The following is a 15,054-nucleotide window of genomic DNA, read 5'->3' as shown; positions in this document are numbered from 1 at the left end:
CCTCTCTCATCGTCACATCTGGAATTCAGGCAGTTCGACGGTCAAGCCGTCCCATGAGGTCGAAACCATCATCTGGCAAGACAGCCGGGAGGTCGGTCGACGTTCGGGGTTCATCGCGAGCATCTCCTCCTCGTCCGCGCCGGAGAGGCCGACCTGCTCGGACCATTTCGGGTCGACGATCACGTGACAGGTCCCGCAGGCGGCCTCGCCCCCGCAGTCACCGTCAATGCCGGGAACCGCATTGTTGGTCGCGATCTGCATCAGCGACCGACCTGCCTCCAGCGACGCTTCATGCCTCTCACCGCCGTGCGACACAAACGTAACCACTGCCATAACCAACTCCTGGTGCGATGTCCTTAGGTGCTAATGCCTGGTCACACTCTTGTCGCGGATGGCCGCTGTGACTATGGTCACCCGTGTCAAGATGTTGTGAATTCGGCTCACAAGGGGAGTATGGTGAACCTCGGCGAAGCGGGTGTGCCCTACGTCATGTTCGCGCAACTGCTCGAGAGTCGGGCGGTCGACGCGGACGCAGCCGCGCGCTTCCGCAGCATCATGGCACGCGAAAAAACCGACGAGGCGACCCTGCGGCAGCTGGACGGCCAAGCCCCGGTGCGATGGTTCCGGGAGGTCTACCCCGAACTCGACGCCGACCAGGCAACCCACCTCGGCCACGCGTTCGCAGAACAGGCTCAGTTGACCTCCTTTGGCCCGTTGAGCCTTCCCCTGATCAGTGCAGGCTCGGTATCCGAGATCATGGAACTACTCACCTACCTGCCCTTGATCTCGACAGCCGTCAGTACGCGGTTCCACCCGAACGACGAGGGCCTCACTGTCGGGCTCACAGGCCACACTGGCGATCCGGAGCTGGACTGCCTGGTCGTCACCTACTGCGGTTCGGCGCTCCTGCGATTGATCCAGATGCTCGTCGGCGACGTGTCGAGCGTCAGGCTGCACATCAGTTGGCCAGCCCCGGCCTCCATGGCTCAGCATGTGGACACGCTGGGGGGGCACCTGATCTTCAACGCCCCAATGACGTTCCTCCATGTGCCGACTCCGATGCTGAATGAGGTTTGCCGGTTCTCCGACCCCATCGCGTACCGGCTCGCCATTGCCGATCTGCGGCAATCTCTCGACCACCGAATCGGGGCCACGTCATTCTCGAGCAAGGTAAGAACGTCGTTGGACGAGGGTTCCGGACTGAAAAGTAGCCAGACGGTCGCTGATGAGTTCTCCATGTCCGCCAGCACTCTCAAGCGACGCCTCCGCGAGGAGGGCACGACGTTTCGCGAACTGCTCGAGTCGTCCTTGCTAGAGCGCGCCACACTACGGCTGCTCGACCGATCCATGTCGGTCAGCGAGATCGCCGCTGATCTCGGTTACAGCGACCTCACCAACTTCTCACACGCCTTCAAACGATGGACTGGCCAGTCTCCGAGCCAGTTTCGACAGGCGTGCCAGAGTTGGTGACCGAACCGCCTGCCGAGTGCGCTTGGTCGAAAAGGCGATGTCGACGGGCCACGGAGAGTGCTGTGGCTCGGGCGACGATCTGGTGCTGTGGTCAGCCACTTCTGCTTCGACAAGGCTTGCGTCCCTCCGTCTCCAGAGCCATACCGGCAAGCTCGCACTGAACGCCGAGCAAGACCGGTCACCACCTCACCGCCGATGTGGTAGCACACGCAGCGCTTGATGGGAATGAGGACCACCATGCTCAGACGTCTTCGACCCGACGGACCCGGCCGAGGAACAGCCGCTGGAGGACATCGCGCATCTGCTCGCCGACGCCTGGCCCGAACACGCTCATCGCGCCTTCCCCGACCTGATGTTCCAAACGAAGCTCACCGACCGGCACGGCCCTGGCGTCACGCTCTTCCAGCCATGAGCACGGCAAGTCGAGGCGGGTTGCCCCAAATACTCGCTATCAAGGACGCCCTTCGCCGACATGACAGCATCAAGGTCGGGACTGACCGCCACGTACGTCGGTCGATACACGAGAAACTGGCGGCAAGGCATTCGCAAAACCCGGGGTGCTTCACAGTGCGGCGGCCGGGTCAGGCGCCCTTCTCCTGGAACATCTCGGCCAGCGGGTCTGGCTCGAAGTAGGTCGTCTTGATCTTGAGCCACTCACCGCTGCGGATCATGTCCTCGATGGCTGCGTCGATCTGCTCCTTGCGCGGGTCGCCCGACCGGATCACGAAGCCGATCGGCGCCTGTTTGGCTCGGTAGCGGATCGGCTCGTTCAACGCGATGGGCGCGCGTTTGATGATCGATTCGACGTAGGGAGCGCCAGAGCAGAACACGTCGGCCTCGCCTCGTCCGATCATCTCGACCGCGGCAGCTGCGTCTGGGGCCTTGACGATGTCGACCTGCTGGTACTGGTCTTGGAGGTAGCGTTCCTGGATGGTGCCGGCAACGACCGCGATAGTCTTGCCGTGGACATCGCCCCGCGTGTGGATGGTCGAGTTATTGGGGACGAGGAAGGACACGTACGTCTCGAAGTACGGCGCGCTGAAGTCGAAGTCTCGCTCCAGATCTGTGGTCTTGGTGACCTGGGCCCCGATCATGTCGATCTTGCCCGCTTTCAGGGCCGGGAAGAGCTTGTTGAGCTCCATCTCCACGAACTCGGGCTCGGTGCCCATCTGGTCGGCGACGCCGCGTGCCATCTCGTAGTCGAAGCCTTTGGTCACGCCGTCGGCCTTGTAGTAGGCCGGTTCGGCGCTGGTCACACCGATCCGAAGCGTGCCGCCGACCGAGGCGCTCGCCCTGTCAGTCGCCTGCTTGGTCGTCGTGGGGGCGGGGTTGGCAAGCTGTCCGCCGAAGATGACTGCGCCCAGGAGGGCCAGGGTGCCGGCAGTGGCGACCACGAGCTTGGTGTGGTTCATAGGAGGGGGATCCTGTTCGGGGGATGGGTGAGGCCAGCCGCGCGATCGACACCGAGAACCGAACATGCCAACCACGATGTGGCCGAGTTGTTGCCAAATCCAAAAGGGGCCCTCGCTCTGACGTCCAGAGGTCTGGCGCCAGGGCGAATTGTCGACACCGATTCTGACCGCAAGACGTGAGGTAAGTCATGCCACCCTGTCCACCATGCGGGACTTATCGTCATCAAATGGACCCAAACGGGCATACCTGCCCGGGTATCTGAGTCTCTGTCGTCAGTCGATCGGGTCGTTGTCATCGGCGGTGGTCCTCGACTTCTCTTCTGCCGTGGAGTAAGACGAAGCCGTTGAGTCTCTGATGTTGGCGGACGCGTCTAGCCCAGCGGTGTCCGTGATGGAACTTGTTGGTGTCATTCCGGCAGACGCGCGGCGCCGCCGCACGTGACGATGTACGCGACCGGTCCGCAGGCCGGCTCGCTCCGGTTCGCCAGGCCGTCGAAGGTCTCCAGGAACTCCAGCCCCGCGCGTTCCATCGCAGTACGCCGGTCCAACCGGTGTTACGCGACGCGCGAACGTGTCGCTGCCAATGCCGTTTGCGCGGGCAGGGGCCGCGACGAAGACGAGCACCGCGCCGATGGCGGCGACGACCGGCCATCTGCTGCAGGGATCGGGCAAGCATGTCGAGACGCCTTGTGGGGGTCGGGTCGAAAGTCCGGCGTCAGGGGCTGGGCTCATGTCAGGCTCCGAAGAGCAGGTAGAGGCCCATGTAGGTGTAGAGCACCATCGTGAAGAGCAGCGGCAGCTGGCCGGCGACCTGGTGTCGTCGAGGGAGGATCTCCAGGGCACGGTCATGGGCGGCGATGACACCGAGCACGTGACCGCTGACGATGGCAACCACCTTGGTCGAGGCCAGGAGCGTCGCGTGCTGGGAGAACCAATAGTTGACCTCCCAGTCCGCCGTGCCGAACAGATTCGCCCCGGTTCCGATCGGGTCGCTGATCTGGATCAGAGTCTGTGAGCCGACCTGTACGAAGAAGCTCAGGTAGTGCGCCACCATGTAGCCGACGACGATCGGGACGATGGAGTGCGCAAGCTGACGTGGGACCCGACGGCGATCGGCGCCGTCATCGACCCCTGTTGCCATCGACGCCGCCATGAAGACGACTCCCACCACGGTGACCGCCGTCAGGAGCCCGGCCGTCCCCAATACGGTCTGATCGATGCCGCCGGACTGGACGAACCGGATCCAGGTCACGCTCTCGCGCCAACTGTCGTAGGCGGTGCTCCCGAGAAGAACGGCGACCGTGGCCACGAGTCCGGGTTCGCCCGGGACGCGGGCGAGGTGACGCAATGGACTGATCCAGACCAGGTCGCCTTGGTCGTTGCGCGCCCATGGTGAGAGGTGGGCCAGGAGGGTGGAGTAGACCTCGAACGGGTCGGCGCGCTCGAGCCATCGCTCACCGAAGATCACGCCGCCGAGCAGCATCGCCGCCAGGTAGAACGCGAACCAGGTACGTACCGGACCCAGGTAGGTCGCTTGGGGAGAGACGAGCTCGAGCCAGACGAAGGCGAACAGCCCGACCGCTGCGGGCCAGTAGCCCAGCCAGGCCGGGTAGTGGCGCGTGCCTTCGGAGGGTTGTCGTCCAGCAGCCTTGGAGAGCACGAGGTGCACCGTGCATGCCGGGCTGACGGCGCGGTAGAAGCGCCCGAACAGCAGAGAGGCCGGGACGACCCCGACCCAGAGCCAGACGTAGACCACGCCGAAGGTGGGGTTGTTCAGCAAGTCCGGACCGAATAGCGCGGGCCAGAGCATGAAGCCGAAGAACACCATCCCCAGCACACGGACACTCAGGGTCCAGCTGCGACTATCGAGGATCGCGGCGAGTTCGAAGGGGATGGCTCGTTCTCCGCCGGGGGTCGCGAACCGCGGTGTACGCCACGCCAGGAGCAGAACGACGAAGGACAGCGCGAGGGCGGCGGTGCCGCCCGCTATCGCGAAGGATGCGGGGATGGGTAGGTCTGCTCCCCCGCCCAGGCCGTGCATGGGCAGGATCAGTGGGAACACGTCAGCGGACCTCGATGATGGCGACGACAGCGCTGGTCTCGTGATCCTCGACCTCGACGGTGCCTGGCGTGTTCACGACGATCTCGGTGTTGGTGGTCCCGGCGGCGAACTCGATGAACTGCTCCGGGGCGGAGTGGACGTGCAACTCTCCGGCCCGGTCGGAGTCGACCTCGACCAAGAGCTTCTCTCCGGTGCCGAGCTCGAATTCCTCGACGTTGGGCGATACCTCCTCCCCGTTGATCGTGACCGTGAGGAGCGGCCCGCGATCGGTTGACTCGGGCGCAGTGCCGGCCAGCGCGCCGGACGAGGTGGCCGCCGAAGGGGTCACCGACGTCGTCGCGTCGCTCGGTTCTGCGGTTGGCGCGGCATCCTCACCGGTGCTCCCGCACGCGGCGAGGACGAGGGCGAGCGTGAAGGTCACAGCGGCGGTGGCGCTGATTCGCCCGAAGGGGCGGTGGAACGAAGGCATGGGTGCCTCTCTCGTGAGTCGTGTCCGAAGGGTCGCTCGCGTGCGCCGCGAGAGGTCGCATGGCGTGCACCCGGCGCGGCGAGCACTCGTCCGCAACCGGACGAGGGGGGAGGGTCAGATCACGACGACAGGCGGACCACGACGGGCCACGCCGCCGGTCAGAGGTGCCAGGTGGAGGCGTGGTCGGGTCGGCAGAGCCGCAGGCGCAGCGGGGAATCGTGTCTCGATCGGCGAGAGGTTGCTGCGCGCTATCAGCGCGCCGAGACCTCCGACAGCGACTGCGGCCACCAGCAGGACGAGCCGCCACAGCGCCTTCTCCCCCTGCGCGAGCCACCACGCCACGAGCAATGCACCTAGAAGATGTCCTAGCGCCATCGCCAGATGCGGTCCTGTGAAGTCCTCGATGATGCGCGAGAGCCAATGCGGCGCAGTCCCCGGGGTGTCGGCGTCATCGACAGGTCATAGAGCGAGCCCTGCCTGCCGACTCCGGATGCGTCGGTAGCCTGAACGGAGCCAACGACCACGTCCGCCGGCGAATGATGATGCTCGTGGTCACCACTGTGACCGGCGAGCGCGGTGAGCATCGCGTGAGTCACGAACTGGCCCCCGCCGACCAACACCATCGCTCGGAGCGCGCCGACCGGAATCCCCATCGCAGCGATGGTGACGACCGCAACCCCCGCGAAGACGGCGACCAACCAGGGCACGGAGGGCAACAGCCCGCCGGCCCAGACGTGGCAAAGCACACCGATTCCCACGGCCACGACGGCGGTGACGACACCGCGCGCAAGCCGCAGGCCGATGCCGGCATGCAGATCACCCACACCGCGATCCTGACAGATCGCCGCTCACATCTCCGCATGTGGACCCCGACGGGATCATCATCGGTAACCGTGGTCGATGGGTGCAGCCTGTCAGGGACTTGAGATCGGGAGGTCGACCCCGACCGGCCAAATCTGGAAGAACGGCACGGTGGTGTGTGTCCTTGATGACATGTCGAGGTTGTGCCCCGCATGAGCTGCTCGCCGTCGTAGACGCCACGATAGGACACATCGTGGTGTCAGGGTTTCTTCAGGATCGGCTGCTAACTTGAGCCGCGCCGGACTGTTGAGGATGACGACGCAAGGGGGCGTATGGTCTCGGGAGCCAACGCGGTGTTCTCTCACCGTTTTCGTCGCTTCCCGTTCTCCGGGGGCCGTCCGCGTGTGGTGGTGGCCTTGGTGGCCGCAATCGTGTTCGCGGTGCACCTGCTGAGCATGCACAGCGGACACCACGGTGATTCCGGCCATGGTGTTGTCGAGTCGGTGACAGAGTCGTCGACACCCTCAGCCGCCGATGTCGTGGATGTGCTGACGGTCGACCATCCCCATGACGAGGTGGAGTGCGGCGAGGTCACCCAGTCGCGTCTCGGAGTCACAGCCTCAGCATTGGTGCCTGCGCTGGGCTGCCTGTGGGTCCTCCCGCGTCCCGAGGGACTCATCCGGTCCCAAGGGCCTGTGGGTCAGCCACGGAGCACGCCTCATCTCGTTCGCGAACTCGGAGTGCAGCAGGTCTAGGAGCCAGGGGTCCTGGCGACACCCTTCTATTCCTCCTCCAGCACTTTTCGACTTCATGAACGAAGGAACTTTGGCATGCCCGAAAACATCCACGACTCCCTGACGACGTGCGTCGGCGATACGCCGTTGCTCCGGCTGGGACGTTGCTTCCCGGACCCCGACCGCGAGGTGATTGCGAAGCTCGAGATGCTCAACCCCGCAGGGAGCATGAAGGACAGGCCGGCGCGCTTCATCATCGAATCCGGACTTGCCTCCGGCGACCTGCGACCTGGGATGCGGCTCGTCGAGAGCACCTCGGGGAATCTCGGTGTCGCCCTGGCGACGATGGCCGGACTCCACGGGCTGGCGTTCACCGCGGTGGTCGACCCGAAGACCACCTCGACCAACCTTCGGCTACTGAGGGCAGTAGGTGCCGAGGTGGACCTGGTGACCGAGCGTGACGAGAGTGGCGGTTATCTGCAGACCCGGGTCCGGCGTGCCAGGGAACTGGCGGAATCCAGCCCGGACAGTGTGTGGGTCAACCAGTACGCCAACGATCTCAACTGGCGCGCCTACTACGAGACCAGCGGCCGCGAGGTCCTCGACGCGATCCAGACCCCGGTGGACTACCTGGTGGCGGCGGTCTCCACCACCGGTTCGATCCTGGGACTGGCCAGGCGGCTTCGGGAGCGGTATTCCGCGATGCAGGTGGTGGCTGTCGATGCCGTCGGGTCGGTCATCTTCGGCACGCCTGCGGCGCCGCGTGAGATTCCTGGCTACGGAGCGAGCCGCGTGCCGGAGCTGCTCAGCCGCGGGGAGATCGACCATGTGGTCCACGTCGACGATGCCCGAGCTGCGCTGGGCTGCCGACATCTGGTTGCCACCGAGGGTGTCCTCGGTGGCGGATCCTCGGGGGCGGTGATCGCAGCCATCACCCAGTTCCTGCCGACCACACCGGTCGGGAGTCGCATCCTGACCGTGCTGCCGGACCGCGGGGAGAGGTATCTCGATCTGGTCTATGACGACCAGTGGCTCGAGATGGTCTCCACGGTTGGCGGGGTGGCAGGTCAGCGACTGGATGTCTCCACCCGGGCATGAGAGAGCAACCAGTCCTGCGGCGGACGGACATGGGTCTGCTGTGGATCTCCCAGTTCGTCAACACCGCCGGGTTGATGGCGCTGGTGCCGATCATGCCGCTGTACATGGCCTCACTCGGTGCCTCCGATGCCACCGTCGGGGTCTGGGCGGGGGCCGCGATCGCGGCCCCCGCCCTCCCGCTGGCGATCACCACGCCGTTGTGGGGCCGACTGGGTGACCGCATCGGTCCCAAGTGGATGGTGGTCCGCGCCCTCCTGGGCCTGTGCCTGGCGATGGCGCTGATGGCCGCTGCCGGCAGCCCACTCGGCCTGCTGGCCGCACGGATCGTGCAAGGCACGTTCGGAGGCGTGGTCGAGGCTGCCGCTGCGTACGTGGGATCGGCTGCCTCCGAGGGCAGTCGCGGGCGCGCATTGGGCCGCTCCTACAGCGCCACCGCCGCCGGTGCTCTGGCCGGGCCGGTCGCGGGCGGCATGCTGGTGGCGACGGGAGACCTCCGACCGCTGCTGATCGGGATCGCCCTCGCGGCACTGCTGCTCGGCGCCGTCTGCGTGGTTCGGCTACGAAACCCCCACGATGCGCGGCGGTCGCCGGCGGGGGCAGAACCTGTACGTGCCGGCCTCGTATCGGTAGGCGCCCGGATCGGTTGGATCCCGCTGGCCGGAGGTTTCCTGGCCTTCTTCGGCGTCTATGGGCTGATCCCGATCTATGCCGGCTTCGTCACCGAGCTGGTGGCTGAGCCCCAGCAAGCCGGGCCGTGGGTGGGCGGACTCCATGCGGTGATGTGGGGTGGCACTCTGGTCGGCTCCCTGTGGTGGGGCAGGGTCAACGACAGGACCGGCCTCCCGCTGCGCACGCTCGTCATCGCGAGCGGGATCACTGCGGTGACGGTGCTCGCCCAGGCGGCTGTGGGCTGGCTGCCGGCGCTGGTGCCGCTGCGATTCATCCAGGGCTTCTGCTTCGCGGCGTTGGCTCAGTCGCTGCTGTTGTACGCGTCCCAGAGGGCGGGCCAACACGAACGCGCCGGTTATGTCGGTGTTGCCAACAGCTTCCTCCTCGGTGGGCAGTTCCTCGGCCCGCTCCTGGCCGGAGGCGCGATGGTGCTGTTGACGCCGTCCGTCGGTGTGCTGATCACAGGCATCTGCGTCGCCGCTACTGCCCTGCTCCTCTCCGCGCCGGCCATCGCCGCCGCCCGTGCGGCTGGCAGCGGATCAGCCCGGGTCCCGGCGATTCCCTTCGTCCCGCAGCATTGGCGGACCCGCTCCGGCGGTCGCCTTGCAGGCCCTCGCAGGCCGCGACTCCGCAATTGGAGCCGGCCAGGAAGGCGAGTACGCGGTCAAGGTCCGGGGCACGTCCCAGCTGTCTCGCCGCACGCTGCAACCGCTCGGCCGCGCGACCCTCGTTCGAGAGCCGGCTGATGACGAGTCGACACCCTGTGGCGGGCATGGCGTCAGGGCCTGACCCCGAACACAACGAAGGACAGCCCACCGTACAGACCGCAACCATCATATAAAAACCGCAACTAAACCCCGGATCATGAAGAGCCGTTTACAGAGTATGAGCGGACCGTCCGCACAAAAGCGATCCCTGGTCGCGACTCAGTGGGAGGCGAGCTGTCCGGTGAGTCTGCCGTGGATGTGTGCGCTGGGGTCGTTGAGGCCGATGATCTCGACCTGTTTGCCTTTGTGGGCGTACTTGTTGGTGACGCCGTCGAGTGCGGCGACGGTGGAGGCGTCCCAGATGTGGGAGTGGGTCAGGTCGACGAGGATCTCGTCGGGGTCGTCGGCGTACTCGAACTGGGAGTAGAGGTCGTTGCTGGAGGCGAAGAAGAGCTCGCCGGTGACCGTGTAGTGGGCGTAGGTGCTGCCGTCGGGGCGCTCGATCAGCTCACGCTCGACGTTGACCAGGTGGGCCACGCGGCGGGCGAAGAGCACCATCGCGACCAGCACGCCGACCGCGACGCCGATGGCGAGGTTGTGGGTGGCGACGACGACGACCACGGTGGTGACCATCACGGTGGTCTCGGACTTGGGCATGGTGCGGATCATCCGCAGTGAGTGCCAGTCGAAGGTGCCGACCGAGACGATGATCATCACCGCGACCAGTGCTGCCATCGGGATCTGGCCGACGATGTCGCCGAGGCCGACGACCAGGACGAGGAGGAGCACGCCGGCCATGAACGTCGAGACGCGCGTACGGGCGCCGGAGGCCTTCACGTTGATCATCGTCTGACCGATCATGGCGCAGCCACCCATGCCGCCGAAGAAGCCGGTGATGACGTTGGCGGCGCCCTGGCCCCAGGCCTCGCGCGTCTTGTTGGAGTGGGTGTCGGTGATGTCGTCGACGAGCTTGGCTGTCAGCAGTGACTCGAGCAGGCCGACCAGGGCCATCGCGAGGGCGTACGGGGCGATGATCTGGAAGGTCTCGAACGTCAGCGGAACGTTCGGGAAGAAGCGGGCGGGGAGGCTGTTGGGCAGGTCTCCCTGGTCGCTCACGTTCGGCAGGTCGAAGCCGCCGACAAGCGCGGCGCCGGTGAGGACCACGATGGCGACCAGCGGGCCGGGGACGATCTTGGTGATCTTCGGGGTTGCGACGATGATGCCGAGGCCGACGGCGATGAAGAGGTAGACCATCCACGGCACGTGCACCATGTGGTGGATCTGGGCCTCGAAGATGAGGATCGCGAGCGCGTTGACGAAGCCGACCATCACCGAGCGCGGGATGAACCGCATCAGCCGAGCCGCACCGGCGACGCCCAGGATGACCTGGAACACGCCGGCCAGGATGACGGTGGCGACGAGGTAGTCGACACCGTAGTTGAGTGCGACCGGGGCAACAACCAGCGCGACTGCGCCGGTGGCTGCGGAGATCATCGCCGGGCGGCCGCCGAGGAAGGCGATCGAGACGGCCATGGTGAACGACGCGAACAGGCCCAGGCGAGGGTCGACGCCGGCCAGGATGGAGAAGGAGATCGCCTCGGGGATCAGCGCGAGTGCGACGACGAGGCCGGCGATGACCTCGCGGCGCAGCAGCGAAGGGCTCCTCAGGACGGCGCGTACCGAGTCCTTGGACGCGCCTACGGGCGGCGAGACGGCATGGGTGGACAAGGCGACTCCAAGCAGTGACGAAGGGGGCGAATTGGTCGAATCGTGGCTCCGGGCGCGACGATGCGCCTGCGGCGTCGATTCCGACCCCAGGAAAGTCTGTTGGTGCGGCCCGATGGCGTGCGTAACACACTCGGGCCACACCCCGCACTCTACCCTTACGGAAGGGTAGAGTTGACATCGAGAACTTGCTCTCGGCAGTGACCTTGACCACGCGGGGGCACCGATGAACCCCGGATAGACTCGGCCGATACGGCCAACCAGGTTGGGACGGTCCATGACACAGCGGCACATGCAGATCGGCGAGGTCGCCGAGCAGACGGGCTTGAGCCTCAGGACGATCCGCTACTACGAGGAGATGGGACTGGTCGTCCCCTCGGCACGCTCGACCGGCGGTTTCCGGCTCTACACCGAGGAGAACGTCGCCCGACTGCAGTTGATCAAGCGGATGAAGCCGCTGGAGTTCAGCCTGGAGGAATCCAAGGATCTCCTCAGTGTGCTCGACGCCATCGAGGCCGGCCCCGACCCCGAGGCCCGCGCCGATCTCGTCGGCCGACTCGAGATGTTCCACGAGGCCGCCAATGCCCGGGTCGAGGCCGTGCGGCGGCAGTTGACGATCGCCGAGGAGTTCGCCGCCGAGCTCAGCACAGAGGTCGAGCGCCACAAGGCGACCGCCAACCCTACCGTTACGTGAAGGTAAGCTGGGGTGTGACCACTCGGACATGCCTCAGGAGCGTGCATGAAGTGCCCCCTGCAGTGAGATCGAGCGCCCTCGCGATCGGACCGACGGCAACATCGCCGTCGAGCGCGAGGCCTGCGGCACGGAATGGATGCGCGGCGACCCATTTCGCGCATGGCAACCCAGGCGCCCTCGGCGCCTGATTCAAAGCGACTTCCCTGACTGTAAGCGAGCACACGTTGTCGTCGCGCGACCGGGCGTAGCGTCGCTCCCATGACGACATCCCGTGATCGCGACGAGGTCTTCCTGGAGCTGACGCGGTCGATCTGTCCGGTGTGCAAGCAGACGGTCGACGCGGAGGTGAACGCCCGCGATGGGGCGGTCTACCTGCGCAAACGTTGCTCCGAGCATGGTGTGTTCGAGGCCCGGGTCTACGGCGATGCGGACATGTACGTCGCGGCTCAGCGGTTCAACAAGCCGGGCACCCGACCGCTGCAGACCCAGACCGAGGTGGTCGACGGGTGCCCCAGCGACTGCGGCTTGTGTCCCGAGCACAAGCAGCACGCCTGCCTGGGGATCATCGAGGTCAACACCGGGTGCAACCTGGACTGCCCGATCTGCTTCGCGGACTCCGGCAGCCCTCGGGCCAACGGGCCAGACGGCTACTCGATCACTGTCGACCAATGCGCCACGATGCTCGACGCGTTCGTCGCCGCCGAGGGGGAACCGGAGGTGGTGATGCTCTCGGGTGGTGAGCCGACCATCCACCCCGACATCCTGGCCATGGTCGACCTGGCACAGCAGCGGCCGATCGGGGCGGTGAACCTGAACACCAACGGCGTACGCCTGGCCTCGGACAGAGCCTTCGCCCAGGAGCTCGGGGCGCGCAACCGCCCGGGTAAGAGCGTCAATGTGTACCTCCAGTTCGACGGTCTCGACGCCGAGACACATCTGGCACTGCGCGGCCGCGACTTGCGCACGATCAAGCAGCGGGCGCTGGACAACTGCGCCGAGGCCGGGTTGACCGTCACGCTGGTAGCTGCGGTGGAGAAGGGCCTCAACGAGCACGAGATCGGGCCGATCATCCGCACCGGGCTGGTCCACCCCGCGGTCCGCTCGGTCGCCTTCCAGCCCGTGACCCATTCGGGCCGGCATGTGGAGTTCGACCCGCTCACCCGGTTGACGAACTCGGACGTGCTGCACGCGATCGCCGAGCAGCTCCCGCAGTGGTTCCGCACCGATGACTTCTTCCCGGTGCCGTGTTGTGCGCCCACCTGCCGCTCGATCACGTACCTGCTCACCCAGGGTCATCCCGACGACCCCGACTTCGGGCTGGTGCCGATCCCCCGGCTGCTCACCGTGGAGGACCATCTCGACTACGTCGCCAACCGCGTCATCCCCGACCCCTCGATTCGCGAAGCGCTCGAGAAGCTGTGGAGCGCCTCCGCCTTCATCGGGACGGCGACCAACGACACCCGACTGCGCCAGGTCGCCGAGGCGCTCGACTGCGTCGACGCCTGCGGCGTCAATCTCCCCGAGGCACTGGCCGACATCACCGAGAACGCGTTCATGATCGTGGTGCAGGACTTCCTCGACCCCTACACCCTCAACGTACGTCAGCTGATGAAGTGCTGCGTCGAGGAGATCACGCCCGACGGACGCCTGATCCCGTTCTGCGCCTACAACTCCGTCGGCTACCGCGAGCAGGTCCGCACCGAGATGAGCGGCATCGCGGTCCCCAACGCCGTCGAGCTCGCCCCGCTACTGACCCCGACGCCGTACGGCAGCCGGAAGGCGAGCCGATGACCCGCCCCGCGGATCGCCCCACTGGCCCGGTCCGCACCTGGCTCGCCGACGGGACCATCGACACCGACGAGCTCAAGAGCTGCTGCGCCGCCGGCTACTCCTCCGACCTGGCCGCGCTCCTGCTGGGCGACTCCTACCACCCGGGCGGACGACGACTGACCCGGCGACTGCTCGACGCGCTCTCGGTACGGCCCGGCGACCGATTGGTCGATGTCGCCTGCGGCATCGGGACCACCAGCCTGCTGGCCGCGGACGAGTACGGCCTCAGCGTCGACGGCGTCGACCTGTCCGAGCGCAGCCTCGACCGTGCTCGCGCCACCGCCGAGGCTGCCGGGCTCACCGCCCGGTTCCACCACGGCGACGCCGAGTCGCTGCCCCTGGCCAATGGCGGTTGGGACGTGGTGATGTGCGAATGCGCCCTGTGCACCTTCCCCGACAAGCCCACCGCGATCGCCGGACCCGCGTGCTGCGCCCGGGCGGCAGGACCGGCATCACCGACGTCACCGCCCACCATGACCGGCTCCCGGAGATCCTCACCGGTCTCAGCGCCTGGGTCGCCTGCGTCGCCGACGCCCGCCCCACCGCCGAGTACGCCGACTTGATCACCGCGGCCGGTCTCCGGGTCACCACGGTCGAGGAGCACCCCGAGGCGTTGGTCCGGACCGTGGTGCAGGCAGCCGCCCGCATCGAGCTTCTCCGGATCTACCGGCGCGCCGAGGCCGAACGGCTCGGCCTCGACTTCGACCAGGTCAAACCGGTCTTCACCGCCGTCCAGGACGCCATCGAGGCCGGTACCCTCGGCTACGTGCTCATCGTCGCGGAGAAGCCGGCATGAACAGGGCGCGCATGAACAAAGCCGCCCTGTTGGCCGCCGGCTCCGGCGCCGCCCTGGCCGCCGCCGGTGCGTACGTCGGAGTCGTCACCGGTCGCATCACCATCGACCTGGGAGTCGGCCGCCGCACCCGCCCGCTCGGCCCGATCACGCTCGACATCGCCGCGCCCCGGGAGACGGTCTTCGCCGTCGCCGCGGCGCCCTATGCCGAGCGTCGTCCACGGGCAATGGAGGAGAAGGTGGAGATCCTGGCCCGAGAGGGCCGGGCGCTGATCGTCGCTCACCACACCCCCGTCGGGCTCGGGCTGACCGCCACCACCGTGGAGACCGTGGTGCTCGAGGAGCCCGACTGCATCGGGTTCCAGCTCATGCGTGGCCCAGTACCTCACGTCGCCGAGACCTTCGTCTTCGAACCCACCGAGAGCGGCACCCGACTCACCTACACCGGGGAACTCGCCACCGACCAGTGGCGACTCGGCGGTCTCTGGGGCGACCTGGTCGCCCGCAGCTGGGTCGCCGCCGTAGCGAAGTCCCTCGACGCGATCCGCGCAGAGAGCGAGCGACGCGCGTAGAGCACGCACACGGTCTGA

The 15,054-nt window shown here is 66.6% G+C and carries 15 protein-coding genes; 8 read left to right on the top strand and 7 right to left on the bottom strand.

What is annotated here, in order from left to right; translation table 11 throughout:
• Positions 1–12: 12 nt before the first annotated feature.
• A complete protein-coding gene (locus UG56_RS04950) occupies positions 13–333 on the bottom strand; it encodes a 2Fe-2S iron-sulfur cluster-binding protein (protein WP_045546844.1) in 321 nt (106 codons plus the stop codon).
• A gap of 123 nt (positions 334–456) precedes the next feature.
• On the opposite strand from UG56_RS04950, the gene UG56_RS04945 reads away from it, so the two are divergent.
• Positions 457–1,470, top strand: coding sequence for an AraC family transcriptional regulator (locus UG56_RS04945; RefSeq protein WP_256206443.1), 1,014 nt, complete (start codon positions 457–459; stop codon positions 1,468–1,470).
• 581 nt (positions 1,471–2,051) lie between these two features.
• Here UG56_RS04945 and UG56_RS04940 read toward each other — a convergent pair.
• From UG56_RS04940 to UG56_RS04920, 5 genes are all read right to left on the bottom strand, one after another.
• A complete protein-coding gene (locus UG56_RS04940) occupies positions 2,052–2,948 on the bottom strand; it encodes a substrate-binding periplasmic protein (protein WP_256206442.1) in 897 nt (298 codons plus the stop codon).
• A gap of 667 nt (positions 2,949–3,615) precedes the next feature.
• On the bottom strand, positions 3,616–4,944 hold the full coding sequence (locus tag UG56_RS04935; protein WP_256206441.1) for a hypothetical protein: 1,329 nt from the start codon (positions 4,942–4,944) through the stop codon (positions 3,616–3,618).
• Between the two features lies 1 nt (position 4,945).
• Positions 4,946–5,413 (bottom strand): hypothetical protein, encoded by a 468-nt coding sequence (locus tag UG56_RS04930; RefSeq protein WP_052693083.1) that lies wholly within the window; start codon positions 5,411–5,413, stop codon positions 4,946–4,948.
• 114 nt (positions 5,414–5,527) lie between these two features.
• Complete coding sequence (locus tag UG56_RS04925) at positions 5,528–5,755, bottom strand: hypothetical protein (protein ID WP_143054914.1); 228 nt, start codon at positions 5,753–5,755, stop codon at positions 5,528–5,530.
• A gap of 23 nt (positions 5,756–5,778) precedes the next feature.
• Positions 5,779–6,237: a hypothetical protein gene (locus UG56_RS04920; protein ID WP_045546846.1), complete on the bottom strand. Its 459-nt coding sequence runs from the start codon at positions 6,235–6,237 to the stop codon at positions 5,779–5,781.
• A gap of 807 nt (positions 6,238–7,044) precedes the next feature.
• On the opposite strand from UG56_RS04920, the gene sbnA reads away from it, so the two are divergent.
• Both sbnA and UG56_RS04910 read left to right on the top strand, forming a co-directional pair.
• Entirely contained in the window at positions 7,045–8,046 is a 1,002-nt protein-coding gene (gene sbnA / locus UG56_RS04915) for a 2,3-diaminopropionate biosynthesis protein SbnA (protein WP_045546847.1), read from the top strand.
• Positions 8,043–9,461 (top strand): MFS transporter, encoded by a 1,419-nt coding sequence (locus UG56_RS04910; protein ID WP_084100519.1) that lies wholly within the window; start codon positions 8,043–8,045, stop codon positions 9,459–9,461. Before sbnA ends, UG56_RS04910 begins: the two co-directional genes overlap by 4 nt.
• Before the next feature lie 180 nt (positions 9,462–9,641).
• Here UG56_RS04910 and UG56_RS04905 read toward each other — a convergent pair whose 3' ends face one another.
• Entirely contained in the window at positions 9,642–11,150 is a 1,509-nt protein-coding gene (locus UG56_RS04905) for a SulP family inorganic anion transporter (protein ID WP_256206440.1), read from the bottom strand.
• Positions 11,151–11,424: 274 nt separating this feature from the next.
• Between UG56_RS04905 and UG56_RS04900 the strand changes: the two genes are divergently transcribed.
• From UG56_RS04900 to UG56_RS04885, 5 genes are all read left to right on the top strand, one after another.
• Positions 11,425–11,841 (top strand): MerR family transcriptional regulator, encoded by a 417-nt coding sequence (locus UG56_RS04900; protein ID WP_045546848.1) that lies wholly within the window; start codon positions 11,425–11,427, stop codon positions 11,839–11,841.
• Positions 11,842–12,099: 258 nt separating this feature from the next.
• Positions 12,100–13,632 (top strand): radical SAM protein, encoded by a 1,533-nt coding sequence (locus UG56_RS04895; RefSeq protein ID WP_045546849.1) that lies wholly within the window; start codon positions 12,100–12,102, stop codon positions 13,630–13,632.
• On the top strand, positions 13,629–14,234 hold the full coding sequence (locus UG56_RS04890) for a class I SAM-dependent methyltransferase (protein ID WP_218145130.1): 606 nt from the start codon (positions 13,629–13,631) through the stop codon (positions 14,232–14,234). Before UG56_RS04895 ends, UG56_RS04890 begins: the two co-directional genes overlap by 4 nt.
• Positions 14,231–14,467 carry a hypothetical protein gene (locus tag UG56_RS28625; protein WP_218145129.1) on the top strand — a complete coding sequence of 79 codons (237 nt, stop codon included), beginning with the start codon at positions 14,231–14,233 and terminating at the stop codon, positions 14,465–14,467. Before UG56_RS04890 ends, UG56_RS28625 begins: the two co-directional genes overlap by 4 nt.
• Positions 14,464–15,036, top strand: coding sequence for an SRPBCC family protein (locus UG56_RS04885; protein WP_218145128.1), 573 nt, complete (start codon positions 14,464–14,466; stop codon positions 15,034–15,036). The genes UG56_RS28625 and UG56_RS04885 overlap by 4 nt, the downstream gene beginning before the upstream one ends.
• Positions 15,037–15,054: the final 18 nt, after the last annotated feature.

Source organism: Nocardioides luteus (genome assembly GCF_000960475.2).
In the GTDB taxonomy this organism is placed as follows: domain Bacteria; phylum Actinomycetota; class Actinomycetes; order Propionibacteriales; family Nocardioidaceae; genus Nocardioides; species Nocardioides luteus_A.
This window is presented reverse-complemented; position numbering and strand designations above follow the sequence as displayed.